The 26,103-nt window shown below is 66.6% G+C and carries 26 protein-coding genes, 1 pseudogene and 1 riboswitch; of the genes and pseudogenes, 19 read left to right on the top strand and 8 right to left on the bottom strand.

What is annotated here, in order from left to right; translation table 11 throughout:
- Positions 1-27 precede the first annotated feature (27 nt).
- From C9J49_RS12710 to C9J49_RS12700, 3 genes are all read right to left on the bottom strand, one after another.
- Positions 28-1,029, bottom strand: a complete 1,002-nt coding sequence (locus C9J49_RS12710; protein WP_258394057.1) for an ABC transporter substrate-binding protein — start codon at positions 1,027-1,029, stop codon at positions 28-30.
- A 102-nt stretch (positions 1,030-1,131) separates the two neighbouring features.
- A riboswitch (cobalamin riboswitch) is annotated at positions 1,132-1,325 on the bottom strand.
- A gap of 84 nt (positions 1,326-1,409) precedes the next feature.
- Complete coding sequence (locus C9J49_RS12705) at positions 1,410-2,543, bottom strand: ABC transporter substrate-binding protein (protein ID WP_258394056.1); 1,134 nt, start codon at positions 2,541-2,543, stop codon at positions 1,410-1,412.
- Positions 2,533-4,323 carry a chloride channel protein gene (locus C9J49_RS12700; protein WP_258394055.1) on the bottom strand — a complete coding sequence of 597 codons (1,791 nt, stop codon included), beginning with the start codon at positions 4,321-4,323 and terminating at the stop codon, positions 2,533-2,535. The genes C9J49_RS12705 and C9J49_RS12700 overlap by 11 nt, the downstream gene beginning before the upstream one ends.
- Positions 4,324-4,417: 94 nt before the next feature.
- Between C9J49_RS12700 and C9J49_RS12695 the strand changes: the two genes are divergently transcribed.
- On the top strand, positions 4,418-4,846 hold the full coding sequence (locus C9J49_RS12695) for a GFA family protein (protein ID WP_046079600.1): 429 nt from the start codon (positions 4,418-4,420) through the stop codon (positions 4,844-4,846).
- 76 nt (positions 4,847-4,922) lie between these two features.
- On the opposite strand, the gene C9J49_RS12690 is transcribed toward C9J49_RS12695, so the two are convergent.
- Both C9J49_RS12690 and C9J49_RS12685 read right to left on the bottom strand, forming a co-directional pair.
- Positions 4,923-6,131 carry an ammonium transporter gene (locus C9J49_RS12690; protein ID WP_107182331.1) on the bottom strand — a complete coding sequence of 403 codons (1,209 nt, stop codon included), beginning with the start codon at positions 6,129-6,131 and terminating at the stop codon, positions 4,923-4,925.
- Between the two features lie 405 nt (positions 6,132-6,536).
- Complete coding sequence (locus tag C9J49_RS12685; protein WP_107182330.1) at positions 6,537-7,934, bottom strand: PLP-dependent aminotransferase family protein; 1,398 nt, start codon at positions 7,932-7,934, stop codon at positions 6,537-6,539.
- Positions 7,935-8,034: 100 nt separating this feature from the next.
- On the opposite strand from C9J49_RS12685, the gene C9J49_RS12680 reads away from it, so the two are divergent.
- The 6 genes from C9J49_RS12680 (at position 8,035) to C9J49_RS12655 (ending at position 12,082) form a co-directional block, all read left to right on the top strand.
- Complete coding sequence (locus C9J49_RS12680; protein ID WP_173834974.1) at positions 8,035-8,634, top strand: LysE family translocator; 600 nt, start codon at positions 8,035-8,037, stop codon at positions 8,632-8,634.
- Between the two features lie 96 nt (positions 8,635-8,730).
- Entirely contained in the window at positions 8,731-9,957 is a 1,227-nt protein-coding gene (locus tag C9J49_RS12675; RefSeq protein ID WP_107182329.1) for an RNA polymerase sigma factor, read from the top strand.
- An 85-nt stretch (positions 9,958-10,042) separates the two neighbouring features.
- Positions 10,043-10,858, top strand: a complete 816-nt coding sequence (locus C9J49_RS12670) for a YciI family protein (RefSeq protein ID WP_046079596.1) — start codon at positions 10,043-10,045, stop codon at positions 10,856-10,858.
- Positions 10,859-10,873: 15 nt separating this feature from the next.
- The gene (locus tag C9J49_RS12665) at positions 10,874-11,251 is read left to right on the top strand and encodes a YciI family protein (protein WP_046079595.1); all 378 of its coding nucleotides are present in this window, start codon (positions 10,874-10,876) and stop codon (positions 11,249-11,251) included.
- Positions 11,248-11,601 carry a DUF1428 domain-containing protein gene (locus C9J49_RS12660; protein WP_035595672.1) on the top strand — a complete coding sequence of 118 codons (354 nt, stop codon included), beginning with the start codon at positions 11,248-11,250 and terminating at the stop codon, positions 11,599-11,601. Before C9J49_RS12665 ends, C9J49_RS12660 begins: the two co-directional genes overlap by 4 nt.
- A 4-nt stretch (positions 11,602-11,605) precedes the next feature.
- Entirely contained in the window at positions 11,606-12,082 is a 477-nt protein-coding gene (locus tag C9J49_RS12655) for a VOC family protein (protein WP_046079593.1), read from the top strand.
- 9 nt (positions 12,083-12,091) lie between these two features.
- Here the strand turns inward: C9J49_RS12655 and C9J49_RS12650 are convergent, their stop codons facing one another.
- On the bottom strand, positions 12,092-12,997 hold the full coding sequence (locus C9J49_RS12650) for a cation diffusion facilitator family transporter (RefSeq protein WP_107182328.1): 906 nt from the start codon (positions 12,995-12,997) through the stop codon (positions 12,092-12,094).
- Positions 12,998-13,140: 143 nt separating this feature from the next.
- On the opposite strand from C9J49_RS12650, the gene C9J49_RS12645 reads away from it, so the two are divergent.
- The 9 genes from C9J49_RS12645 (at position 13,141) to C9J49_RS12605 (ending at position 21,914) form a co-directional block, all read left to right on the top strand.
- Positions 13,141-13,653: a GNAT family N-acetyltransferase gene (locus tag C9J49_RS12645; RefSeq protein ID WP_107182327.1), complete on the top strand. Its 513-nt coding sequence runs from the start codon at positions 13,141-13,143 to the stop codon at positions 13,651-13,653.
- Positions 13,654-13,656: 3 nt separating this feature from the next.
- Positions 13,657-14,562 carry a LysR family transcriptional regulator gene (locus tag C9J49_RS12640; RefSeq protein WP_107182326.1) on the top strand — a complete coding sequence of 302 codons (906 nt, stop codon included), beginning with the start codon at positions 13,657-13,659 and terminating at the stop codon, positions 14,560-14,562.
- 159 nt (positions 14,563-14,721) lie between these two features.
- Entirely contained in the window at positions 14,722-16,119 is a 1,398-nt protein-coding gene (locus C9J49_RS12635) for an amidase (protein WP_107182325.1), read from the top strand.
- Between the two features lie 58 nt (positions 16,120-16,177).
- A complete protein-coding gene (locus C9J49_RS12630; protein WP_035595660.1) occupies positions 16,178-16,414 on the top strand; it encodes a hypothetical protein in 237 nt (78 codons plus the stop codon).
- The gene (locus C9J49_RS12625; protein ID WP_107182324.1) at positions 16,407-17,930 is read left to right on the top strand and encodes a sodium:solute symporter; all 1,524 of its coding nucleotides are present in this window, start codon (positions 16,407-16,409) and stop codon (positions 17,928-17,930) included. The genes C9J49_RS12630 and C9J49_RS12625 overlap by 8 nt, the downstream gene beginning before the upstream one ends.
- A 514-nt stretch (positions 17,931-18,444) precedes the next feature.
- Positions 18,445-19,551, top strand: coding sequence for a porin (locus C9J49_RS12620; protein WP_146613004.1), 1,107 nt, complete (start codon positions 18,445-18,447; stop codon positions 19,549-19,551).
- Between the two features lie 245 nt (positions 19,552-19,796).
- A complete protein-coding gene (locus tag C9J49_RS12615; protein WP_035595651.1) occupies positions 19,797-20,144 on the top strand; it encodes a DOPA 4,5-dioxygenase family protein in 348 nt (115 codons plus the stop codon).
- A gap of 273 nt (positions 20,145-20,417) precedes the next feature.
- Positions 20,418-21,308 carry a hypothetical protein gene (locus C9J49_RS12610; protein WP_107182322.1) on the top strand — a complete coding sequence of 297 codons (891 nt, stop codon included), beginning with the start codon at positions 20,418-20,420 and terminating at the stop codon, positions 21,306-21,308.
- Between the two features lie 39 nt (positions 21,309-21,347).
- Complete coding sequence (locus C9J49_RS12605; protein ID WP_146613003.1) at positions 21,348-21,914, top strand: hypothetical protein; 567 nt, start codon at positions 21,348-21,350, stop codon at positions 21,912-21,914.
- 24 nt (positions 21,915-21,938) lie between these two features.
- Here C9J49_RS12605 and C9J49_RS12600 read toward each other — a convergent pair whose 3' ends face one another.
- Positions 21,939-22,385, bottom strand: a complete 447-nt coding sequence (locus tag C9J49_RS12600) for a DCC1-like thiol-disulfide oxidoreductase family protein (protein WP_107182320.1) — start codon at positions 22,383-22,385, stop codon at positions 21,939-21,941.
- Positions 22,386-22,830: 445 nt separating this feature from the next.
- Between C9J49_RS12600 and C9J49_RS12595 the strand changes: the two genes are divergently transcribed.
- Together C9J49_RS12595 and C9J49_RS17015 are read left to right on the top strand one after the other, a co-directional pair.
- The gene (locus tag C9J49_RS12595) at positions 22,831-24,489 is read left to right on the top strand and encodes a dihydroxyacetone kinase subunit DhaK (RefSeq protein WP_107182319.1); all 1,659 of its coding nucleotides are present in this window, start codon (positions 22,831-22,833) and stop codon (positions 24,487-24,489) included.
- Between the two features lie 167 nt (positions 24,490-24,656).
- Complete coding sequence (locus C9J49_RS17015) at positions 24,657-25,181, top strand: hypothetical protein (protein ID WP_146613002.1); 525 nt, start codon at positions 24,657-24,659, stop codon at positions 25,179-25,181.
- Here the strand turns inward: C9J49_RS17015 and C9J49_RS12590 are convergent.
- Positions 25,182-25,325 (bottom strand): annotated as a pseudogene (locus tag C9J49_RS12590) (phage integrase N-terminal SAM-like domain-containing protein); the annotation flags it as partial.
- Positions 25,326-25,519: 194 nt separating this feature from the next.
- Here C9J49_RS12590 and C9J49_RS12585 point away from each other — a divergent pair.
- Positions 25,520-26,074 carry a hypothetical protein gene (locus C9J49_RS12585; protein WP_220084873.1) on the top strand — a complete coding sequence of 185 codons (555 nt, stop codon included), beginning with the start codon at positions 25,520-25,522 and terminating at the stop codon, positions 26,072-26,074.
- Positions 26,075-26,103: the final 29 nt, after the last annotated feature.

Raw genomic sequence — 26,103 nt, 5'->3', positions numbered from 1 at the left:
TAGTGGATCGGTGGTGCGGGCGGCGGTTCACGGCGAGAGCTCGAAGTCGGCCAGTCGGTCGGTCAGTCGCTCCAGGGCGAAGATCGCCCGGATCGAGGGATCCATGGCATGGGCATCGATCTCGACGATGCGGTCGTTGCGCACGGCCGGCATTTCACGGGTGACCGGGTCCGTGTCGAGGAACTCACGCTTGACGGTGATATCGTCGGCTGGAAGGCGACGTCTATCCATCCGCGCCGCGGCGATGAAGGAGGGATGGCCGCGGGCGATGGTCTCCCAGCCGACGGTGGGCCATTCCTCCTCGGAGGCGATGACGTTGGTGATGCCGAGCGTGGCCATCATCCAGCCCGGCACGCCGTTGGCCCCGGCGACGTAGGGGGCGATGGCCAGGTCGGCGGAGGAGTACCAGAACACGCCGCGGATATCCTTCGGCAGCGCCATTGCCCGAGCCCGCTCCTTGGCGGCCTCCTCGCGTGCGCGAAGATCGGCGATCACCTCGTCGCCGCGCGCCGAGACGTCGAAGATCCTGGCCAGCGTCGCGATGCCGTCATAGAGCAGCTCGGGGTCGAACGGGGTCGTGCGGGTGCCGTCGAGGCTGTTCCGATTGTGCTTGCCGACACAGTCGGTCGGCATGACCCAGCTGGGAATGGCGATGTCATCGAACATCTCGGGGGTGCCGACGGCGCCCTGGGGGCCGATCATCCACTGGTAGGCCGTCACCACCAGGTCCGGGTGCTGGCCGACCACGCTTTCATAGCTCGGCGCATTGTTCGACAGCCGCGTCACGTCGGCATCGACCTCGGTGAAGCGGTCGAGTACGGGGTTGACCCATAGTGCCGTGCCAACGACCTTCTCGGAAAGGCCCAGCAGGTAGAGGATCTCGGTGGTGGCCTGGCCGACGCTGACGACCCGTTCGGGCGGCCGTTCGACGGTGATTTCGTGGCCGCAGCTCGATAGCGTGAGGGGATACTCGGTGGCGGCCAGGGCCGTCTGCCCCAGGCAAAGGCTCGCGGCGATTGCCGTGGTCATTCTCAACATCATGTACATTCCCGTGCATGATGAGCGGACGACCGGGGCGCCCACCAGGCGGACCATCCCCCTGGTGCGGGTACCGCCCAAGCCGACCCGCTCGGTTAGTCGATAGGGGTCGGCAGGTCTCCTGACTGACGGGTCATCGCTAGCTCACCTTCCCGAACGCTGCGTTCAGTGGCGTCATCGAGCCTCGCTAACCGCCTACAGTTGCGGGGGCAGTTCCGTTTCGCGCGGGTATCGCGGCGGATTCCCTCTTAGGTTCCCTGAGGAACACCGACCCGGCCAGTCTAGAGCGCGGAGGTGCACGACGCCATCTTCCTTCCAGGGCGGCGCTGCAGCCTTCGTGACCGATGCGGCGTTCGTGCCCGCGGAGTGCGCTAGTCGTCCGTCGGCGGCTCGGCCGTCAGCGCCGCGCGGAAGAGCTCGCCGATGCGCGTCCGGCTTCTGGCGTACCAGGCTTCGTCCTTGATCACCGCGCCGCCGGCGTTGAGCGGATGGGTGGGCAGGTGCAAACGCATGTCGATGCCGCTGTCGGCATGGGTGGCGACCCCCTGCATGGCGCTGTGGCGTGACGGGCCGTAGGGAATGTAGCGCGTCAGTGCCGCCTGGCGCTCGCTGGCGGTGGCGAAGCGGATGAAGCGCCGTGCCGCCTCGGGGTGCGAGGAGTGGCGCGGGATCGCCCACACCTCGTGCTCCTGGACCTGGCCGTCCCAGAGGATGGCGATCGGCGCGTCGCGATGGGCCATGGCATCGAAGAAGCGCCCGTTGTAGCCCGAGGCCATGGCCACTTCGCCGTCGAGCAGCAGCTCGACCGGCGTGCTGCCGGTCTCCCACCAGCGCAGTTCCTCGAGCCCCGCCAGCCGGGCGAAGGCCAGCGACAGGCCGCGGCGGGTGCTGAGCAGCCGGTACAGCTCCTCGCGGGGCACGCCGTAGGACAGCAGGGCCCATTCGAGATTGACCGAGGGCGTGCGCTGCAGCGCCCGAGGGCCGGGGAAACGATGCTGGTCGAACAGGTCGGCGATCTCGGTGGGGCGCCGGCCGGGGAAGGCGTCGGTGCGGTAGGCGACCACGGTGGCGAACACCGAGTGGGTCAGGCTGCAGTCGCCGAAGGCGCCGTCGATGAAGTCGCGGCGGGCGGGCGTGCCGTCCGGCGCCGGGGCGGCGAGATCGGCCGGCAGGGGTTCGAGCAGCCCCGCCTCGCAGGCCGCCATGGCCTCGCTGCGGGTCATGTCGATGACGTCCCAGGGCACGTTCTGCTCGGCCACCGCGCGGCGCAGCGCCGCCAGCCCGCCGTCGTAGCGTTCCACCGCGACCGGGATGCCGGTGGCCTCGGTGAAGGGGGCGAACAGCGCGCGTCGCTGGGCGCGCTCGTAGGCGCCGCCCCAGCTCAGCACCGTCAGCGGCCCGGTGCCGGTCGCAGGGCTCGTCTGGCCTGTCTGACCCGGCGCCATGCCGCCTGCGGCGAGGCCGGACAGCAGCGCCATCACGGCCAGTATTCGTCTAGCCCGCACCGTGCTCCTCCTTTCGTAGCTCGTCGCTGTAGCGCAGGAAGGCCCGGGCGATGCTCGACTCATAGACCACGCCGTGGAAGACGTCGTCCTCGTCGACCACGGCGATGGCCTCGCCGGTCATCTCCTGCAGCTGACGCATGGCGGCCCAGATCGAGGCCTCGGGCCCCAGCACCGGACGCGGCGTGGCCGGGCAGTCGGCGATGGGGGCGTCGCCCCGGTCCTGCTCGCGCATCACCTCCAGGTCGGCCAGCGTCAGGCTGCCGCGGTAGCGGCCGTCGGCGTCGACCCGATAGGCCTCGCCGTGGCCCGCCTGACCCAGGGCGTGAATGGCCGCCGTGACCGTGGTCTCGGGACGCAGCGTCACGCCCTCCTGGCTGAGCAGGTCGCCCAGTCGGGCGTCCTCCAGCACCGCCCGGCCGCGGCCGGAGGACAGGTCCAGCCCCCGGGCCGTCAGCTGGATGTCGAACAGCGAGCGGCCGAACAGCTGGGCGGCGATGGGGCTGGCCAGGGTCACGCTGGCCAGCGCCGCGGTGGTCAGCGCGTAGCTGCCGGTGAGCTCGAAGACGATCAGCAGGCTGGTCAGCGGCGCGCCAATCACCGGGGCGGTGACCGCCACCATGCCGCAGATGGCATAGAAGACGAAGGTGTCCTGGGCGGCTCCGGCCAGGCCTATCAGGGTGCCGCACAGCGCCCCGAACAGGGTGCCGATTACCAGCGCCGGGCTGAACACGCCGCCGCCGAAGCCCATCCCCAGGCACAGCGCCGTGGCGGCCAGCTTGAGCCCCATCACCACCGCGAGCTCCACGCTCCCGAAGGCGCCGGCGATGGTGGCGAAGCGCAGCGTCTCCTGGCCCATGCCGAGGATATCGGGCACCCACAGCGCGGTCACGCCGAGCCCGGCGCCGGCCAGCGCCGGGCGCAGCGGGGCGGCCAGCGGCAGGCGCCGGGCCAGCCGGCCGACGCCGAGGATGGCGTGCATGTAAGCCCCGGCTACCAGCGCACCGAGTCCGCCGATGACGAGAAACACGCCGAACTCCCAGGGGCGGGGGATGGCGAGCTGCTCGACGTGGAAGAGCGCGCCGCGGTCCAGCACCTCGGCGGCGATCACATGGCCGACCAGCGCGGCGGCCGCCACCGGGGCGAAGGCGCGCAGGGCGTAGTGGCGCAGTACCACCTCGTGGGCGAAGACGATGCCGGCGAGCGGGGCGTTGAAGGCGGTGGCGATGGCCGCGGCCACGCCGCAGGCGATGGTGATGTTGTCCTCGGAGCGGCCCAGCCGCAGCAGGCGGGCGCCCGCCGAGCCGAGGCTGGCGCCCATGTGGACCAGCGGCCCGTACTGGCCCACCGACGCGCCGGCGCCCAGCGACACCAACCCCGACAGCGCGGACAGTGCCCCGGCGCGTGGCGGCAGGCGGCCGCGGCGGGTCTGCACGGCGGCGATGGCGTCGGCGGGCGTATGGGGGCGGCCCTCGGGAATGGCGCGATGCAGCTGGCCGACGATCAGCCCGCCCAGCGTCGGCACCAGCACCGTGGCCACGGCCAGCCACTCGGGGTGGGCGAACATCATGCGCCCGCGTGGCGACACCAGCAGCAGGTCATTGAGCCATACCACGGCGCCGACGAAGCCCACGGCGAGCAGCGCCGCCAGGCCGCCGGTCACGCCGCCCAGCGCCACCAGCCCCAGAAAGCGCAGCACGCCCCGCGCGCCGCGGCCCTCGACTTTCCCTGTATCCGCTCGGGTCATGTTGAAGGTGTAGGCGCTGGGGCGTGGATGGTCCACTCGCCGCGCGTTTGGGCATGGCATTGGGGGAGGGGCCGGCCGACGGGGCACTACACTGAAGAAGCCAGGCGAGACGTCATCGGAGGGCCATGCAATGAGCGAACATCACACGGGCGGCTGCTTCTGCGGCGTCGTCCAGGTCGAGGTCGAGGGCAAGCCGGAGGCCATGGGCTATTGCCACTGCGAGTCCTGCCGGCACTGGTCGGCGGGCCCGGTCAACGCCTTCACGCTATGGAAGCCGGAGGCGGTGCGCATCACTCGGGGGGAAGACGCCCTGGAGAGCTTCGAGAAGACCCGCGCCAGCCGACGCCGCTGGTGCCGCCACTGCGGCGGGCACGTGCTGACCGAGCATCCCGGCATGGGGCTGGTCGACGTCTATGCGGCGCTGCTGCCCGATCTGGACTTCACGCCTCAGCTGCACGTGCACTACCAGGAATCGGTGCTGCGCATCCCCGACGGGCTGCCCAAGATGAAGGACGTGCCGGCCGAGCTCGGCGGTTCCGGGGAGACGCTGGAGGAATAGGACGGGCCGAACGGCTTGAAAAGAACGCGGGGCCCGATGGGCCCCGCGTCGTGATCGGACAGGCGTCGGGCCCGGCTCAGTCCATCGAGGTGGCGCCGATGCGGTGAATGCTGAGGTCGGCACCGTCGAATTCCTCTTCCTCGCTCAGGCGCAGGCCGGCCACCTTGGCGATCGCGCCATAGACCACCAGGGCGCCGATCACGGCGACGGCCACGCCGGCCAGTGAGCCGATCAGCTGAGCCATCAGGCTGACGCCGCCCAGGCCGCCCAGCCACGATTGTCCGAAGATACCGGCGGCGATGCCGCCCCACACGCCGCACACCCCGTGCAGCGGCCACACGCCCAGCACGTCGTCGAGCCGCTCGACGCGGTTCTGCGCCCACTCGAAGAGCACCACGAACAGCGCGCCGGAGACGCCGCCGGTGATCAGTGCACCGATCGGGTGCATCAGGTCGGAACCGGCGCATACCGCTACCAGGCCGGCCAGCGGACCGTTGTGAATGAAGCCCGGGTCCTTCCTGCCCAGCACCATGGCCACCAGGATGCCGCCGACCATGGCCATCAGACTGTTGACCGCCACCAGGCCGCTGATGCCGTCCAGTGTCTGGGCCGACATCACGTTGAAGCCGAACCAGCCGATGGTCAGGATCCAGGCGCCCAGCGACAGGAAGGGAATATTGGAGGGGGCGAAGGCCACCACCTTGCCGCCGCGATAGCGGCCGCGACGGGCGCCCAGCAGCAGCAGCGCCACCAGCGCCACCCAGCCGCCGAAGGCATGCACCACGACGGAGCCCGCGAAGTCATGGAAGCCGGCGCCGAAGGTCGCGGCCAGCCAGGCCTGCAGCCCGACGTTGCCGTTCCAGACGATGCCCTCGAAGAAGGGGTAGACCACGCCGACGATCACCGCGGCGGCGAACAGCATCGGGTAGAAGCGGGCGCGTTCGGCGATGCCGCCGGAGACGATGGCCGGAATCGCCGCGGCGAAGGTCATCAGGAAGAAGAACTTGACCAGATCGTAGCCGTTGCCGGCGGTCAGTGCCTCGGCACCCTGGAAGAAGTGGGTGCCATAGGCGATCTGGTAGCCCACGAAGAAGTAGACCAGGGCCGACACGCCGAAGTCGGTCATGATCTTGACCAGGGCGTTGACCTGGTTCTTGTGACGCACCGTGCCGACCTCGAGAAAGGCGAAGCCGGCGTGCATGGCCAGCACCATGATGGCGCCTATCAGCAGGAATAACGTGTTGGCGCTCTGGGTCAGCGACTCGACAGCACTGGTGATATCCACGGGATGATCTCTCTTGATGCATGAAGGGAACGGAATGCGCTGGAGAGATGCAAGACATGTTCCAGAAAGGCGCGTTTTTCGTGCTCACAGGAAATTCAAGGCACCGGTGGGCGGCATCCTGTGGTCTATCACGATGCCGATGCACCCAATGAGTGCTCGTTGCCGCGGCTGCTCACCCGGATGGTGCGTTCCGGCCAACGGCCGCGTTCGGCCAGGTTTGGTGCGAAAAGTCGGCGAGCGATGGCCAGGGCTAGGCCCGCTCCCGGCGGGCCAACGCACTTCCCACCTCCCCGTGGGTTGCAAGGCAAAAATCGGTGAAAAGACGGAGTTTACGCGGTGTAAATGAGGGCTTTGAGCCGATTTTTAACGCCGTATGGGCGAGCGCAGACCGTTCTCGTGAAGCACCTAGAGCGTCTGCCAGGGCGAGGTGGGTGGCTCGCTCAACAGCTCGTCGACGATGGTCAGCGCGTGTTCTAGCGTCTCGCGGGTCTCGGCCGGCCCCAGGCACAGGCGGATGGCCTGAGGTGCCGGCTCGCTGCCCATGCAGAACGGCTCGGGGGTGGACACCTTGACCCCGCGGCGGGCGAGCAGCGCCTGCACCTCGCTGCTGCGGCGGCCCGCCGGCAGCGGCAGCCAGATCAGCGACGAGCCCTCGCGGCTCTGCGGCCCGTAGTCGGCCAGGCGTTCAAGGGCCAGCGTGCGGCGCGCGGCAAGTTCCTCGACCTGCCAGCGCAGCAGCTCGCGACTGTCAGGATCCTCCATCCAGCGGCAGGCCGCCTCCACCATCAGCGGCGGTACCATCCAGCTCTGGGAGCGCAGCGCCGAGCACAGCCGCTCCTGCAGCCGTTCGGGCACCGTGAGGCTGCCGATGCGCAGGCCGCCGGCCATCACCTTGGAGGTGCTGAAGACGTGCAGCGTGCGCTCCGGCGCCAGGGCGATCAGCGGCGTGCCGCGCTGCTCTTCGGGGAGGTACTGCACGGCGTCCTCGATGATCCAGATGTCGTGCTCCCGGGCCAGGGCGACCAGGCGCTCGCGTCGGGCCTCGCCGAGCCGCGCGCCGGTCGGATTGTTGAGATCCGGCGTGGTGTAGATCAGGCGCGGCGGCTGTCGGGCGCACAGCCGGGCCAGGGCGTCCATGTCCATGCCGTCGGCGTCCATCGGCACCGCCATCGGGCGCAGGTGAGCCTGCTGGGCGGCACACACGAAGCCCGGGTAGGTGAGGGCGTCGGCGGCCACCAGGTCGCCGGGCTGGGCGAGGTGATGCACCAGCAGGTGGATGCCGTGCTGGCCGCCCTGGGTGATCAGCAGGCGCTCCGGGTCGTCGGGCAGGCCGAGACGGCCCTGCCAGGCGGCGATGCGCGCCCGCTGGGCCTGGCTGCCGGCCTCGGGCTGATATTCGGTGGCGGCCTGCAGGGCCTCGGGGGACGCGGTAATGCCCTCGAGGGCGCGCTGCAGGCCGCGGGCGCGCAGCGGGTGCGGAGGCGGCAGACTCATGCTGATGTCGATCACGCCGTCGCCCGCCGGCTGGCCGGCGCGGAAGAAGGGCAGGTGATCCTCCTCGGCGGCGCGGCGCACGTAGGTGCCGCTGCCGACCCGGGATTCCACCCAGCCCTGGCGTTGGGCCTCGGCATAGGCGCGGGTGATGGTGCCGACGGTCACGCCGAGGCGATCGGCCAGCTGACGCTGTGGGGGAAGCTTCTCGCCCGGGGCGAGCTCGCCGTTGCCGATCGCCGCGGCCATGGCCTCGGCGATGCGGCGATAGCGCGGGCCGCCGTCGGGCAGCGCGGGTGCCCAGATTGTCATGGTGACAATAAAACCTTTGACGGTGTAATTGTGCCCATTATGCTCAGAAAAGCCGGCAGAAAGGAACCAATTAACTCAAAAATGTAGGGGTACAATTTCGATGGACACTCTGGCCGCCCTGGGGCCCGCCGCCCTGTTCATGATTTCCATGACGATCACGCCGGGGCCCAACAACATGATGCTGACCGCCTCCGGGGCCAACTACGGCTACCGGCGCACCCTGCCGCACCTGCTGGGCATCATGGGCGGCTGCTTCGTACTGTTCACGGCGGTGGCGCTGGGCCTGGGACTGGTCTTCGAGCGCTTCCCGATGGTGCAGACGGCGCTACGCGTGGTTGGCAGCCTCTACCTGCTGTACCTGGCCTGGGGCATTGCCACCGCGCCGCCGCCCAGCTTCGGCGACACCGAGGGCCGCCCGCTGAGCTTCTGGCAGGCGGCCGCCTTCCAGTTCGCCAATCCCAAGGCCTGGGTAATGGGCCTGACGCTGATGGCGAGCTTCCTGCCCGAGGGCGGCAATACCGTGATCAACGCACTGCTGCTGGCCGGGGTCTCCGAACTGATCGCCTTCCCCTGCATCTCGCTGTGGGCCGGCTTCGGCATGGCCATCGGCCGCTGGCTCAAGGGACCGCGCGCCTGGCGAGCGTTCAACGGCACCATGGGCGCGCTGACCGCCGGCTGCGTGGTGTTCATTCTTGGCTGAGGGCGGGGCTGCCCGCGCCTCTCGGCATGATGGCGGCTATGCTGGTGGCTGACGTCGAGCGCGTCACTACTCCGTGGCGCCCGGAGCCGACCAGCCATGCCGGACCATGTCTCCATCGCCTCACTCTATCGCCAGCACGCCCCGCGCGTGCTGGCGACGCTGATTCGTCACCTCGGCGATTTCGATGCCGCCGAGGAGGCGCTGCACGACGCCTTCACCGCGGCGGTGTCCCGCTGGCCGGAGGAGGGCATGCCCGACGCGCCGGTGGCCTGGCTGATTCGGGTCGGTCAACGGCGCGGCATCGACCAGATCCGGCGCCGGCAGACGGCTCGCCAGCATGCTCACTTGCTGGTGCTCGACCAAGGTGAGGCCGAGGGGAACCGCGATATCCAGGACGATCTGCTGCGGCTGCTGTTCATCTGCTGCCACCCCGTCCTGTCCATGCCGGATCGCCTGGCGCTGACCCTGCGCGAGATGGCCGGGCTGACCACCGAGCAGGTCGCCAGCGCGCTGCTGCAGCGGCCGGCCGCGCTGGCCCAGCGCATCGTCCGCGCCAAGCGCCGGCTGCGCACCGCCGGCATTCCCTTTGACGTGCCCGAGGCCGCCGATCTGCCGGTGCGGCTTCCCGGCGTGCTGGGTGTGATCTACCTGATCTTCAACGAGGGCTATTCGTCCAGCCGCGGTGAGCGAGTCGTCGACGTGCGGCTGGCCGATGAGGCGATCCGGCTCGGCGAGTCCCTGGCCGGCTTGCTGCCCCGAGGCGAGGTGTTCGCGCTGCTGGCGCTGATGCACCTCCATCATGCCCGACGCGAGGCGCGCCAGGATGACCACGGTGAGCTGGTGCCGCTGGAGGCGCAGGATCGCCGCCGCTGGGATGTTGGGGAGATCGAGATCGGGCATGCCTGGCTGGAGCGCGCCCTGGCGCTGTCGCCTGTCGGTGCCTATACCCTGCAGGCCTCCATCGCCGCCGTGCATGCCGAAGCGCCTCGCGTCGAGACCACCGACTGGGGGCGAATCGTGCGTCTCTACGAGGCCCTGCTGCGGATTCAGCCTTCGCCGGTGATCGAGCTGAATCGGGCGGTGGCCGTGGCCATGCGCGATTCCCCCGACGTCGGACTGGTCCTGCTCGATCGCCTGTCCCAGCGTCATCGTCTCGATCACTACCATCTTTTCCACGCTGCCCGCGCGGACTTGCATCGGCGCGCCGGCCATCTCGAGGCGGCCCGGCAGGCCTATCGGCAAGCCCTGGCGCTTGCCGTGCAGGAGCCCGAGCGGCGCTTGCTGGCGCGTCGACTGGAGGCGCTCGTCGGCGCCGGCGGGTGACGCGACGGAAAAAAATTTCGCCGGTCTGTCGATTCTCGGCGGCGCCGCACGACTCATGACTACCATCCCCCAGAAGAGTGATGTCATGCGATACATGCTGATGCGCAAGGCCGATGCCGCCACCGAGGAAGGCGTGCTGCCCAGCCAGGAACTGCTGCAGGCCATGGGAGACTACAACGAGCGCATGATCCGGGCCGGCGTCTTCGTCACCGGAGACGGCCTGCGACCCAGTCGGGAGGGCTGTCGCATCGCGTTTCGCGACGGCGAGCCGCGAGTCACCGAAGGCCCCTTTTCTGCCACCGACGACCTGCTGGCAGGCTATACCGTGCTTGAGGTGGACTCCCTGGAAGAGGCCGTCGAGTGGGCCAGGGACTGGCCGCGGGAGGACAGCGACGTCACGCTGGAACTGCGCCGCTACTTCACCTTCGAGGACTTCGCGCCGGGAGCAGGGCTGCAGCGGCATGCTGCCCAGGCGCGCATGCCTCGGGGGCTCCAGGTCCACCTGAGCTTTCCGGGCAGCTGCCGCGAGGCCATGGCCTTCTACGCCGAGGTCACCGGCGGTCATCTGGAAGCGGCCCTGACCTACGGCGAGACGCCAGCGGCCAAGGACGTGCCGCCCGAGTGGCACGACCGTATCGCCCATGCCTCGCTCAATGTCCGCGGTCATCGCCTGATGGGGGCTGATATGCAGGGCGATGGCGACCGGCCGCCCCAGGGCGCCCAGCTGTTTATCGACTACGACGACGTCGACCAGGCGGCTCAGGTGTTCCAGCGCCTGGCAGAGGGCGGTCAGGTGCTGATGCCGTTCGAGGCCACCTTCTGGGCCAGGGGCTTCGGCATGGTCAGCGACCGTTTCGGCGTGCAGTGGATGGTCGCCACCCCGAGCGATCAATGCCCCTGACGGGAGGAGAGGATCATGAAATACGTGGCGCTGGTGTACTACCAGGAGCGGTTGATCGAGGCCATGTCCGAGCGCGAGTGGCACGACCTCAACCAGGAATGCATCGAGGGTGTCGAGCGACTGAGCGAGCAGGGCCACTTCGTGGCCGGCCAGGCGCTGCAGCCGACAGGCAGCGCCACCAGCGTGAGAGTGCGCGACGGCGAGGTCCTGGTCTCCGACGGCCCCTTCGCCGAGACCAAGGAGCAGCTGGCCGGCTTCTATCTGCTCGAGGCCCGTGACCTCAACGAAGCGCTGTGCCTGGCCGGGCGCATTCCTCCGGCGCGCCTGGGCACCATCGAGGTGCGCCCGGTGCGCGACTTGCCCCCGAAAGATGAGACAGGAGAGACACCATGAGCTACGTGGATGGCATCGTGGCCGCCGTGCCCACCGCCAACCGGCAGGCTTTCATCGAGCATGCGCGCAAGGCGGCGGCGGTGTTCAAGGAGCATGGGGCACTCAAGGTGGTGGAGTGCTGGGGCGATGACGTACCGGAAGGCGAGGTGACGTCCTTCCCCATGGCGGTACAGTGCCAGCCCGACGAGAGCGTGGTCTTTTCCTGGCTGGTCTGGCCGTCGCGGGAGGTGCGCGACCAGGCCATGGCGCGGATCATGGAGGACCCGCGCCTGTCGCCTGAGGTCAATCCCATGCCCTTCGACGGCAAGCGGCTGATTCATGGCGGGTTCGCGATGGTGATCGAGGAGTAGCCCCATGAGCCGTATCACTCCTTGCCTGTGGTTCGACGGACAGGCGATCGAGGCGGCGCGCTTCTACGTCTCGGTGTTTCCGGATTCCCGCATCGAGCGGGTGCTCGAGGCGCCGGCCGATACGCCGAGCGTGCCGGCGGGCGCGGCGCTGCTGGTGGCATTCACCCTCGACGGCTCGCGCTACCTGGGGCTGAACGGCGGGCCCGACGTACCGTTCAACGAGGCGGTGTCGCTGCATGTCGACTGCGCCGACCAGGCCGAGGTGGACTACTACTGGGAGGCCCTGAGCGAGGGTGGCCTGGCGATCCAGTGCGGCTGGCTTCAGGATCGCTGGGGGCTTCGCTGGCAGGTGGTGCCCCGCAGAATGCACGAGCTGCTGCACGATCCCGACCCCGAACGGGCCCGGCGGGCCATGGAGGCGATGATGCAGATGGAAAAGCTCGTCATCGCCGACCTGGAACGGGCCGCGGACGGCGGCTGAGAGGTGGCGTCAGGTCCAGGCCGGATCGGCGGTGAAGGACACCGTGAACCAGCGATGCTCGGCGGGAATGCACAGGCCCGCGGCGATGGCCGCGCGGATCTCGTCGAGCTCGGCCACGCCGCGTCCGGCGGCAAAGTCGGTCCGGGTGACGATATGGATCTCGATGAAGTGACCGCGGCCGGCCTTGGCCACGTGGCTGCTGTACTCCAGCAGGCCGTCCTGTTCCATCACCGGCGCCATGGCGGCGTGCACCTCGCGGTCGACCGCGCTCGGCGCGATCAGGAACACCTCCTTCATGGCGCGGCGCACGATGCCGAGCGGCACCGGCAGGAAGGCGAGGGTCAGGATCGCCAGCAGCAGTGAGTCCACGTAGGGCGTGAAGGCGGCGTAGCGGGTCTGTTGGAGAATCAGGGCGATGGCGAAGGCCACCAGCAGTGCGCCGGTGATCAGGCCAGCCAACAGCCAGCCCTGCATGTCGATGCGCACGAACTCCGAGTCGGCGTCACGGTTGAGCCGGCGCTGGTAGGCGAACATGGTGAAGCATGCCGAGGCGACGATCACGGCATAGATGATGGCCACGCCGAAGGCCAGTTCGTGGCCGCCCGACATCAATCCCTGCACGGCATTCAGAAACGCATAGAAGCACAGCAGCAACAGGATGGCGCCGTTGAGCGCCGCGGCCAGCGGTTCCAGGTGCCAGTAACCGTGCTGGAAGCGCTGGCTCACCTCGCGGGCGATCAGCCGCGTCACCACCAGCGCCAGGGCCGACATGGCCGCGTCGATGGTCGAGAAGACGCCGTCGAAGAGAATCGAGCGTGAGCCGGCCATGAGGCCGAAGGCGATGCCCAGGCTCGATACGAGCAGGGTCATCATGATGGAGCGCTTGAGGGCGCGTTGTTCGAGCGTAGTGGACATGGACCGCTTCCCTGTTGGCCAGACGTCGAGTCTAGCCGAGTCGCCTGCCTTTGGGCGATGCGCCTGGCGAGGCGACATGAGAATCGGGATACTGAGCGGTTTCGTCGTTTCTTCCCGTCGCTCGCCCCAAGGAGGCCCCCGCCATGGATTCAGGCTTGTCACTCGCTCGCATCACCGTTCATTCGCCTCATGTGCCGACCCTGGCCGGCTGGGCCCACGACGAGTGGGGGCACCTGCACCCCGGTCGCAGCCGTGCCGCCGCCATCGCCACCTTCCGCGCCGACTGCGGCTCGGAAGGCGTGCCCTCGGTATTTGCCGCCATGGACGGGGAGCGCCCGGTGGGCATGGCCAGCCTGGTCGTCGACGACATGGACGACCGCCACGACCTGACCCCCTGGCTGGCGTCGGTCTATGTGCTGCCGGCGTGGCGGGGGCAGGGCATCGCCTCCGCTCTGGTGCGCCGCGTGGAAGCCGAGGCGCAGGCGCACGGCGTCGAGCGCTTCTATCTCTACACGTCGGACCAGCAGCCCCTCTATCGCCGCCTGGGCTGGGAAGACGTGGAGGATCGCGAGTACCACGGCGAGACCGTGACCATCATGCGGCGGGATCTCTCTCCGCGAGGCCCCGCGCCGTCTGCTGCCGCGCGGCCGGTCTGAGCCATGCAGTGGAGAGCGCTTCACTACTTCGACACGGTCGCCCGCTGTCGCTCGCTGCGCGAGGCTTCGGCACGGCTGCATATCGCGCCTACCGCCATCAGCCGTCAGATCGATCTGCTCGAGCACCAGCTCGGAGCGCCGCTGCTCGAGCGTGGCCCCGGTGGTATCCGCCTGACCTCGGCCGGGGAACTGCTGGCGGTGCAGGCCAGACGCACTCTGCGAGACCTGGAGCGGGTCCAGGAACAAATCGGCGATCTCAAGGGGCTGCGCACCGGACGTGTCAGTCTGCGGGTGGCCGAGGGCGTGGTGGCGGGTCTGCTGGCGCCGACGCTGGCCGACCTGGGGCAGCACTACCCGCGCTTGCGCTTCGATATCCAGATCGCCAGCGCCGGCGAGATCGTCGAAGCGCTGCGCAGCGGTGATGCCGATATCGGGCTGGCCTTCTTCCTGCCGCATCATGACGATATCCAGCCGTTTGCCAGCAGCAGTCTGGAGCACCATGTGGTGATGGCACCGAGCCATCCGCTTGCCGGCAGGGGGGAGCTGCGCCTGGCCGAGATTGCCGAGCACCCGCTGGCGTTGCCCGACGAACACTACGGCGTGCGTCAGGCCCTGGACGAGGCCGCTCGTGACCAGGGGGTCACGCTGATGCCCACCTTCCATACCGCCTCTCTGGAGACCCAGAAGGCTCTGGCGCTGGCCGGTGCCGCGCTGCTGATTCTTCCGCCCATGGCGGTGGCGCGGGAATGCCGCGACGGCCGGCTGGCGAGCGTGCCACTGGCGCCGGGCGAACTGTCGCGCACCCGTCTCGACCTTTGCCTGCATCGGCATCGTCAGCGCAGTTTCGCCACCGACGCCTGCCTGGGGCTGCTGGCCTCGGCGCTTCAGGGACTGGGGGATCAGGACTGATCCGTGTCGCAGGCTGAAGAGGGCAGTGGCCGGCCTGGGGGCGGGCAGGGTGCACACAAAAAGTAGACGCCCTGGTGTCATCATTGTGATGGCTGTTGACACGGGAACGCGCCAGTCTGAGGACATCCACAACATCAACAACAATCATGGAAAGCCCTCATGACCGATCCCCATCAGATGACCGCCACCCAGCTGCTGGCCGCCTATCGTGACAAGCGCCTGTCGCCGCTGGATGCCGTCGAGGCCCTGGTCCAGCACGTCGAGCGCTGGGAGCCGCACCTCAATGCGCTCTATGATTTCCGTCCGCAGGCGTTGCTGGCGTCAGCGCAGGCTGCCAGCGAACGCTGGGCGCGAGGCGAGCCGCGCGGCACGCTGGACGGCGTGCCCGTCACGCTCAAGGAGCTGATTGCCACCCGTGGCCAGCCGGTGCCCGGCGGCACCGGGCTCGGCGACCAGTCTCCGGCCGCCGACGATGCGCCGCCGGCGGCACGCCTCGCCGAGGACGGGGCGGTCCTGCTGGGCAAGACGACGTGTCCCGACTTCGGCATGCTCTCCTCGGGGCTGTCCTCGTTCCATGGCCTGACTCGCAATCCCTGGCGGCTCGAGTGCAATACCGGCGGTTCGAGCTCCGGCGCTGGAGCGGCCTCCGCCGCCGGCTACGGCCCGCTGCATGTGGGCACCGACATCGGTGGCTCGGTACGCCTGCCCGCGGCCTGGTGTGGCACCGTCGGCTTCAAGCCGACGCTGGGGCGGATTCCCATCGACCCTTACTACGTGGGCCGCTGTGCCGGCCCGATGACGCGTAGCGTCGACGACGCCGCGCTGATGATGACCGCTCTGTCACGCACCGACCGCCGCGATGCTACCCGCCTGCCGCCGGAGGACATCGACTGGAGCGACCTCGATCTGGACGTGTCGGGGCTGCGCATCGGCGTGATGATGGAGGCCGGCTGCGGCTTGCCGCTGGACGACGACATCGCCGCCGCCGTGGAGAGCGCCGCCGCCCGGCTCGAGACCGCAGGGGTCACGCTGGTGCCGATGGCGCCGGTGATGACGCGCGAGATGCTCGATGGCCTGGATCGCTTCTGGCGGGTGCGTCAGTGGAATGCCCTGTCGGCGCTGTCGAACGAGCAGCGTGAACGCGTGCTGCCGGCGATCCTCGCCTGGGCCGACGACGGCGGGCGGATCGGTGGCGTGGAAGCGGTGCGCGGTTTCGAGCAGACCCTGGCCATGCGCCGTGCCACCGAGGCGGTGTTCGACGACGTCGACGCGGTGATCTCGCCGACCACGCCCAACGTCGCCTTCCCCGCGGACTGGCCGTCGCCCACCAACGATCCGCGTCGCCCCTTCGAGCACATCGTCTATACCGTGCCGTGGAACATGGGCGAGCAGCCGGCGCTGTCGCTCAACGCCGGTTTTTCCCGCGATGGCATGCCGTTAGGCGTGCAGCTGATCGGCCCGCGGCTGGCCGACCACTTCGTGCTGAAGCTGGCCAAGGTGCTGGAGACCCGTCTGGCGCTTGCGCCGAGCTGGCCTTCTCCCCCCGTGGCGCAGTAAGGTCCGCGTCCATCGTTCAGGCATTGCCTCACATCGTCATCGTGGGAGAGTTCTTGTCATGTCATCTCGTCTTGTCGTCCTGCCCACCAGTCGCGCCGGCTGGGGGCTGCTCATCGCTTTCGTCGCCCTGGTCGCCGCGGGCATCTGGCCGGTGATCGGCTGGGTGAATCGTGCCGTGCTGGTCCTCGGCCTGCCGCTGCTGGTGGTCTGGAGCTATGTGGTGATCTTTGCCTGCTTCGCCGTGATGCTGATCGCCAACCGCGTGCTCGAACGCAAGGAGGGGGAGCATGACTAGTCCCTGGCCGCTTCTCATCACCCTGGCCTACGTGGCCATCGCCATGGTCATTGGCCTGCGCGCCCGGGCCGGGCGACGCATGAACAGCCTCGAGGAATGGGGCGTGGCCGGGCGCAGCATGGGCCCGGTGACGCTGTACCTGCTGATCGCCGCCGGCAGCGTGAGCGCCTACACCTTCATGGGCGCGCCGGGCTGGGCCTATTCCAAGGGCGTGCCGGTGTTCTACGTGGCCGTCTATCTGGCCTACCTGGCGCTGGTCGCCTGGTACGTCGGCCCCAAGGTGTGGCAGTTCGGTGAGCGCTTCGGCCATGTCACCCAGGCCAGCGCCATCGCCGACCGCTACCAGAGCCCGCTGCTGGGGGCGCTGGCGGCGCTGGTGATGTCGATCGGCTCGGTAGCCTACGCGGTGCTGCAGACCATCGGTTCCGCCTACATCCTCAACGTGATGAGCGGCGGGGCGATCCCGATATGGCTGGCGGTGCCGCTGGTGCTGGCCTGCATCGCCGTCTACCTGTTCGTCAGTGGCCAGCGTGCCATCGGCCGTACCAACGCCTTCCAGGGCGTGCTGATGCTGGTGGTGGCCTGGGCGGTGGGGCTGTGGGCGCTGCACGGTGCCACCGGCGGGCTCGATGTCGGTGCGCTGTTCGGCCGGCTCCAGGCCGAGCACGGCGACTTCCTGACCCTGCCCGGCGGCGGTGGCGACATGAGCTTCAGCTTCTGGACCACCTCGATCATCGTCTCGATGTTCTCCTTCATGCCGCCGGTGTGGACCCAGTGGATGAGCGCGTCGTCCGCACGCACCATCCGCCGCAGTGCCACCTGGCTGCCGACCTACTACGTGGTGATCCTGCCGATGGTGGTGGTGGGCTTCATCGGCATCTTCGCGCTGCCCGACCTGGCGCGTAGCGACACCGTGGTCCTCGAATATGCCATGCAGTTCCTGCCGGTATGGCTGGTGGGGCTGCTCGGTGCCGGCACCCTGGCCGCGTCGATGTCCTCCAGCGAGCCCTTCATCCACTCGGTGGCGCTCTCCTGGAGCAAGGACGTGCTCCAGCCACTGCTGGGGCTCTCCGATGCGTTCACCGGCAAGCTGGCGCGCTGGATGATCGTGCCGCTGATGGCCCTGGTGATCGCACCGCTGGCGATCGCTGAACCCGGCAGCCTGGTGATGATCCTGCTGGTGGGGCTGGGCTTCGCCACCCAGGTGCTGCCGGCCTTCATCGGCATGTTCCTGTGGCCGCGCGCCTCGAAGTGGGGCGTGATGGCGGGCATCGTCAGCGGCTTCCTGGTGACCGTGGCCTTCACCACCGTGTGGAAGCATCCGCTGGGCATCCACGCCGGCTTCTGGGGGCTGATGCTCAACCTGCCGACGTTCGTCGCGGTGTCGCTGCTTACCCGGCCGGCGCCGAGCGAGGTGATGGAGCGCTTCTTCCGCATCGCCGCGCCGAACGGCCTGACCCGGCTGGGCGGTCGCGAGCAGGGCGGCCGTGTTCTCGGCCGAGAGATCTCGTCATGATCCCCGCTGCCGGCCATCCCTCGGCGCTCGAGCAGCGGGCCCGGGTGAGCGCGGTGATCCGCACCCTCCTGGCCGGCCTTGGCTAGCGGCCCATCGAGCGCCTCGGCCCCGCGTCAGCGGGGCCCGGGCTGCCTGTGTCGTTGTCTGACATCCCGCGCCTTTCCTCCATCTTTCCCCACCTCTCCTTTTTCTGCTGTTTTCGCGGCATTTGCCTTCCTTTTGCTTCTTTTTTCTGCCCTGGCCACTTTGGCGGGGCGCAACGTCGTGCTCGATGCTACCGGCGTGATTCGATGCCGAAAAATAAATTAACTCGTTTACATTATGGATAGCAAAGATTCGCTGGTTTACTATTTGATCTGGCGTATTCGTTCATGCCAATTTCGCTCAGTGGTGGTGACCGATCCCGAATCCGCCGCGTTTTGCTTTCTCAATCGTCAATGTCGAGCCCAGGCTCGCAGTTACCAACAGGATCAGGATGATGTCGTTCAAGCGTAAACATGCCGTCACGGGTCTCATGCTCGCTGGAGTCATGGCCGGCCACGCCTCGCTGGCCCAGGCCGAAGTCACGCTGGTCGAGGCCAATCCCGACGGCGCGGGCTTCTGGGACCCGCTGGAGGTTCAGATCGGTGGCAGCATTCGCGCCCAGTACTTCAATGAGATGGGCAGCCAGGATGACGGCAGCTACAAGCACAACGTCTACGACGGCGGCAGTCGCCTGCGTTTCTCGGCCGACTACGCCGTCAACGACGACCTGACGCTGCTGGGCTACTTCGAGCCGGGCTTCGACCTGATGCACGTGCTGCGCCTGCACGGCCAGTACGATCGGGACGGCCGCCGCACTTCCCGGCGTCAGGCCTACTTCGGCGTCGAGAGCCAGCGTTACGGCACCCTGACCCTGGGTAAGCAGAACAGCGTCTACTATGACGTGGTCGGCGCCAAGACCGACGTCTGGGATAACGACATGCAGGCCCAGGCGCCGGGCGTCGGTCTGGACGGCGACTACGATGGCTCCTATCGCGCGCGTCGCAGTGCCAAGTATCGCTACGATGTCGGCCCCGCCTCGCTCTACGTCGGCGCGCTGTTCCAGGACGAGGACCTGCACGTCGGCAACGGCATCGACTACCGTCGCAACGGCGGCGGCGCCCTGGGCCTCGACTATCGGCTGACGCCGGACCTGGTGCTCAGCGCGGCCTACAGCAACACCGGCTCCACGGTGCATGGCCAGGGCAGCGAACACTATCGTCAGGAAAACAGCGGCGCCGCGGTCACCTGGACGCCGAATCAGTGGTATCTCTCGGTGGGCGGCGGCTACTATCGCAACTTCGTGCCGTACATGACCGGCGATACCGACCGGTTCTTCCGCGGCGATGCCGCCGGTGTGGAGTATGTCGCCAAGTACGCGATCCTGCTGGACACTGCCGTGGTGAAGGAAGTGACTCCCTACGTCGCCGGCGACCGCCTGGAGATGCGCAACGGCAGCGACGATCACTACGATCACCAGTACGTGGGCGTTTCGACCCGGCTGCCGCACGGCTTCCAGGTTGATCTGGAACACACCTTCGCCGATACCTCGGATGACCAGGCCGACGCCACCCTGGCCCGCGTGCGCTACGACTTCTGATCCATTTCCCGTCCTCGATCTTCCCCCGGTCGCCGTCAGCGGCATCCCCGGCCGGGCGAGCTCCCATCAGGCCCTGCTCACGCGGCCCCTCCGCCTTGGCTGGCGTCTCCAGGCCGGCAGCATGACGGAACATCGCCTACCGTTCATACGAGGGGCAACGTCGGCTGCGGCTCACCGCTTCATGCCGTCATGGATCAGTGGTAGCGTTAAGATGTAAAGAAAAATTGCCGATAAACGAGGCTGAGATGAACGAACCGAAGCGCCCGGTGAATATTCACAAGGGCTACCATGCTCACGTCTACTTCGATGAAGAGACGGTGGACTTCGCATCCCGCCTTTGCGCGGAAGCGGGGGAGACATTCGGCCTGAAGGTCGGGCGCGTGCACCAGAAACTGGTCGGGCCGCACACCAGGTGGAGCTGTCAGATCACGTTCAGCCACAAGTCCTTCGACGCGTTCATTCCCTGGCTGGATGAACACCGCGGCAACCTGAGCGTGCTCGTTCACGCGCTGACGGGAGACGATTACGAGGACCATACGACCTATGCCTATTGGCTGGGGGATAGCGTGGAGATCAACCTGGACGGCCTCTAAACCGGAGGAGTCGCCCTGATCAGCCGCAGAACATGCCGCGGGCCGACTGGCCGGCGGCATTTTCATGAACCAGTGCGACCGGCCAGTCGTGCGCCGCACGCATCGGTACCTCGCGCCACCGCCTGGAGACCTCAGGCTTCCTGCATGTGGTCGATTTCCTACAGGCTTGTCAGCGATAGCGCATTAAGAATGATGAAGTTTCTGTTAGTTTGGCCGGCCGCTTAGCCAAGACAAAGCGGTATCTATTCGAATCGAGTTAAAGGAAGTTCAAGGATGAACGAGCAATACGATGCCTTTTCACATGAGTCGACGGCGATCAGCGTGCGCAAGATCAAGTCAGGCCCGCCGCTGAGCTGGATCGTGGACTCCTTTAAGCTGATTAAAAAGCATTGGAAGACGATCATTCCCGCCTACCTGATCGTGGTCGTGGTCTCCACGCTGCTCCAGGTCGTGGTCGGATCGCTTCAGCCGTACCATATCGGCATCGGAACGATGGTTGTCCTGGTGGTGGTGACTTTCCTTGCCGCCTTGTTGCAATCGGGCATGATGGCCGTCTTCCACGGGGCGGCCGAGAATCGTCCCCGGGTAAGTGACGTGTTTCGTGGCTTCAAGGGAAGCAACCTCCTGGGCATGTTCCTGCTGTTCGTCAGTGCGCTGGTGATCTTCGCGGTCTTCGCGCTGGTGATGTTCCTGCTGATGAAGCTCTTCGGGGGGAGCTCGATGATGGGTGCCATGAACTCGTATGGCAGCCCTTATGGCTACTCCTATACCCGCATGATGGCGGAGATGATGGGCGGTTCGTCGCTGGTGGTCATCTTTTTCCTGGCCGGGGCCCTCATGGTGACGGCATTGCTCTTCTACGCGGTGCCGCAGATCATCGTGTCCGGCGAAAGCGTTTTTTCCGCATTGAAGAACAGCTTCCGGGCCACCTTCAAGAACCTTCTCCTGCTGCTGGTCTTCGGCGTTAACGCCGCAACGCTCTATGCTCTATTGCTGATGGTTTCCATGGCCGGTGCTGCCCTCACCACCTCGATGGCCCTGATCGTCGTCGTCATGGTGGTAGTGATCTCGGGGTTCTTCCTGATCTTTAACGGGGCCTATTACCTCTCTTTCCGCGAGGTGCTACTGGCCCGCCCGGAAGCCGCGAAGGTGGAGAACGCTTAAGCTAGATGGCGTGCCGCGCACCCACGAAAGCCGTGCATCATGATGCGCGGCTTTTTGGTGGATGGATCAGGAGCTCGAAGCTTCCAGGGAGCCGAAATGATATCTGGGGGGTATTCCATCGGGGGGATCTTGAAACGAGGTCTCATCCAGGCATTGATGCTGTGCGGCACCGCTGCCGTGGCGGACGAGCTGGCCGAGGTCAACGGCGAGTGGCTCCATCGGCATGAGGCGGAGATCGTCGATCTTCTGCAGGACGACGAGACCTCCGTCGTGCCGGTCATCAACCTGCTCGGCAACACCTGGGCGGTGCGGGATGGCGCGCTGGGTAGCGAGGTATCCCCCTACATCGCCGAGGCCCTGGTGTATCGAACGGATTCCATGCTGGCCTGGTTCGCCGCGCATCGCTCTGCGCTGGACGCATGGCTGGCGAGTGTCCCCGACAGCCTGTTCACGAATTACAGCGGCCGCGCGGCCTACGCCGAGTATCTGGCCGATCTGAAAGCCCGGCTTCTGGCGTCCCTCGAGGGCTATCGGGGAGAGCATCAGGCCGAGGCCGCACGCATCGCAGATGTGATCGCCACCGCCGAGGTGAGAGAGATCCGGTAGCGGGACATCACGACCCGCCGTCGCCTAGCGGCGCAGATTGTCGATGGGAGGGATGCGGCACAGCCGCAGCAGGGCGTTGCGACAGGCCTTGAGCCAGGGGTAGAGGCGGGCGGCTCGCCCGGGGCTGGCAAACAGGCGATACATCAGCCGGTTGAACACGCCGCTGCGGGTGCCGAGCAGGGTAAGGCGATGCAGGGCCTCGCTGCCGTGGTACCAGCGCTCGCCGATCTGCAGGGCGAAGCCCTGGTCCAGGTCGATGCCCTGGGCGCTGAGCTCGCGGCGGGCCTCGCTTTCCTGGCGCCCGTCGATGAGCTCCAGCTCGCCGACATCGCGGCGGATGCGGTACCAGAGCACATAGCGCCGACAGATCGGGCAGTCGCCGTCGTAGACCAGGCGCATCCGCCGGCCTGGCGCCTCGTCGCGCGCGGGCCTGTCGTGGCCGGATTCCAGATGATCGTTCGGTCCTGACATGCCGTGGCTCCCACCATGCGATGTGGCTTCCAGCCTACCTGTGCCTCGAACCGCTGCAAACCCGCCCATTTCTGCGCCATTCGGCATAGTTCAAGACGCGCCTTTTGCAGCCGATATCCCCTTCGAATAGGATCGGCTAATAAGGCTGCAGAAGACGGCCGCAAAAGGGACTCAGGGGCTACCGCAGAAGACGGCTGGAGTGTCGTCGCACCATGCAGGTTGGCAGGCGGTAGCGTGGCCGAGCCAAAACGCTTCCTTCCGTTTTTTCCCTCTCCCCAGGCGCCGATGAACCACCTCGACGGCTGCCGTTGCCTTCCCCGAACAGACATGACCTTCCCGTCGGCGCGCTGGACGCTGACGCCGCCCGGTAGCAGGATAGTTAGCGCCATATCAAGTTCATCCCGGCCGCATCGTACGGATCGCGCCGGCACCACCGGGGAGACCTATGGAACGCTTCTATAACGCGCCCGAACGCGTCGTCGACGACATCCTCCACGCCGCGGCGGCGACCGCCGAGCTGCGCGTGGCCGAGCCGGAAAGCGGGCTGCGGATTCTGATCAGGGAAGACTGGGACCGGGCGCAGCACGGTCGCGAGCAGGTGGCCGTGCTTTCCGGCGGCGGGGCCGGGCACGAGCCCGCTCATGCCGGCTTCATCGGCCAGAGCATGCTGACCGGCGTGATCTCCGGCAGCCTGTTCGCCTCGCCCAGCGTCGAGCCGATCCTGGCGGCGATCCGCGAGGTGTGCGGCGAGGCCGGCTGCCTGCTGGTGGTGAAGAACTACACCGGCGACCGCCTGAACTTCGGCCTGGCGGCGGAGCGCGCTCGTGGCGAGGGGCTGAACGTCGAGATGGTGATCGTCTCCGACGACGTGGCCATCGCCGAGGCGCCGCAGCCGCGCGGCATCGCCGGCACCCTGCTGGTGCATAAGCTGGCCGGGTATCTGGCCGGCGAGGGCACGCCGCTCGGCGAGATCCAGCGCCGGGCCCGCGGCCTGTGCGAGCGCATGGGCTCGCTCGGAATGGCGCTGCAGCCCGCGGCACAGCCCGGCCAGCCGGCGGCCTCTCGCTCGCCCGAGCTGGGCCTCGGCATCCACAACGAGACCGGCACCCGCGAGGTCGCCCCCGAGAGCGCGGACGACGCCATGTGCCTGGTGCTCGAGCCGCTGCGCCAGGCGCTCGCCGCCAACGACGGCGCGTCGCCCGATACCGCCTGGGTGGCCATGCTCAACAACCTGGGCAGCTGCTCGACCCAGGAGATGGGCGTGCTGGCCGAGAGCCTGCTGCGTCAGCTGGGCGAGGGCCGCGTCAGCCACCTGATCGGCCCCGCGCCGCTGATGACCTCGCTCGACATGCACGGCTTCTCCGTCACCCTGGTGCCCGGCACGCCCGAGCTGCTGGCCGCGCTCACCGCACCGACCAATGCGCCCGCTTGGCCGGGCGTTCGCGGCGTGCGCAAGGCGCCCACCTTCACCCCGAACACGGCCCAGGGCCACGACGCCCTCAGCGACGACGCCCCGCAGCACGCCGAGACCACGGCGGCGCTGTGGCAAGTGATCGAGACGCTGCGCGATGCCCGCGAGGCGCTGGACGCCCTGGATGCCAGCAGCGGCGACGGCGATGCCGGAGCCAGCATGCAGAGCGGCGCCGATAGCCTGGCCCGGGCGCTGGATGCGCGGCAGCTGACCACCACCGCGCTGGCGCCGCTGTTCACCGGCATCGGTCAGCTGCTGGCCCGCGACATGGGCGGCTCCAGCGGCGTGCTGCTGTCGATCCTGTTCACCGCCGCGGGCAGCGCCCTGGACCGCGGCGACGCCCCGGCGGACGCGCTTGCGGCCGGCGTGAACAAGTTGCAGGAATACGGCGGCGCCAGGGCAGGGGACCGCACCATGCTCGACGCCCTGCTGCCGGCGATCGAAGCGCTGCAGGCCGGCAACTCGCTGGTCGATGCTGCCCAGGCGGCGCGCCAAGGCGCCGACGACACCGCCTCGCTCACCACCGCCAATGCCGGGCGCTCCGCCTACGTGCCGGAAAGCGCGCTCAAGGGCATCGTCGACCCCGGCGCCGAAGCCGTGGCGCGTGTCTTCGAGACGCTGGCGCGAGGGTAAACAAGCCGGGCATGTGTGCCTTTGACAAAGACCTGTTAAGCGACACATGAGCTTGCCCCGAGCCGACCGGCTTGGGGTAGGTTTTATATTTGTGGTGTGGTCTTCTTTCTTTGATTATATGTTGTTTCTAACCGCCGGATTGTAGCCTCACAGTGTCTAGAACCATATTGAATAAACGTAAACTTAGGTCGGTTGCTGAGTTGGCAATGTTTTGTAACCAGCGTCCAGATTTGTGCTCGGATAAGATTTTGCCGCAGTCACTTAGTATCGCGATACGAAAGCTGCACGATCATGGTGAGAGCCCTTTGGGAAAAGGTAAGTATCTTGGCCATCCTTTCTGGTCAATAAGTGCTCGTGACCTGCTAAAAGCAAATGGATGGAAAGTTGTTGGTATAAAAAGGCTTCTGTCTCATGAGCATGTGATTCCTGTTAGTCTTTTAGTTAGAAAGATTCTTGAGCCTGGCTGTGGTGATTGTGTAGAAGATTTTGAAGAGATTGTTTCTCGCTATTCGCTAGTTGCGATTATTACTAGAGAAGAGGATGTGCGTTTGAGAGAAGCCAAGCAGTGGAAGAGTGTAGGGCTTGAGTGGGTTGAAAATGATCCATGGTGGAGATATAGAGAGGCGAAGCTTTTTTCGGAGATGGTTGATGGTGAGGGATGTAGTCTTGAAGAGAGAAATCAAATTGGATGATTAATGAGCTATATCTCCCTGCCGTTGTTCGAGCACATGGCGATAAAGCAAGACCAGATCATTCAAGGCCTGGTTCTGTGTGGCCGCTGCCACATACCTCTCCACGGCCACATGCTCCATGAACGCATGCTCCTCGGAGGCCCCATTCCGGCCGGGTGTCGTACCCCATGGAACCGGAGCGAATTTTGCATAAAGAGCCGAGCTTTTCTTAGCTTCCTATGGTATCAATGGGTTAGGTGAAAAATGACGGCTCGATAACAATGATGAACGTGCTGGCACGTTCATCATTGTTATCGAGAAATCCACCTAATCACTGTTAGTCTCACGGAGACTCGAGTTTGAATCCTCAAATACCAAATTCGGTTATTGGAGCAGTAGCTTCTGTAATCGCTGATCATTATTACAGTCACTCCAAGCTCGATACACTCTTTATGGAGAGTGGAGCACCAGGGGATGCCCCTGAGGGTAATTGCGAAAAGAAGTGCAGTTACTGGCTAAAGCGTTGTAACGAGGATCCTCAAACTGATGCGCTAGAAGTTCTGGGTGCGGTAATTCAAGAGTACATGGATCAGGAACCGCCCTCTTCACTTTTTGATGGGCCACTATCAACCAAAGTGACTGAAGGTCAAGCGAGGATTAACGCCGCATTAGCGAAAAATCAATTGGTTTATCGAAGCAATGGGTACGTGACGAAAGCAGGCTCAACGCCAATCACTAAAACTCTGGAAGACTATCTGAGATCAGGTGATTTCTCATCCATTGAAAAGGAGTTTGAAAGAGCAATTGAGCATATCCAAAGTGATCCTCACGCATCTGTAACGGCATCCTGTTCAATTATTGAAGCCACGCTAAAGTTCTACATCGAAAGCTTCGATGAACTAGGTTCTGTCTGAAAAGTCGGCACGTAAACAACGGTCTATGC

Source organism: Halomonas sp. SL1 (genome assembly GCF_003030865.2).
Classification (GTDB): domain Bacteria; phylum Pseudomonadota; class Gammaproteobacteria; order Pseudomonadales; family Halomonadaceae; genus Halomonas; species Halomonas halophila.
This window is presented reverse-complemented; position numbering and strand designations above follow the sequence as displayed.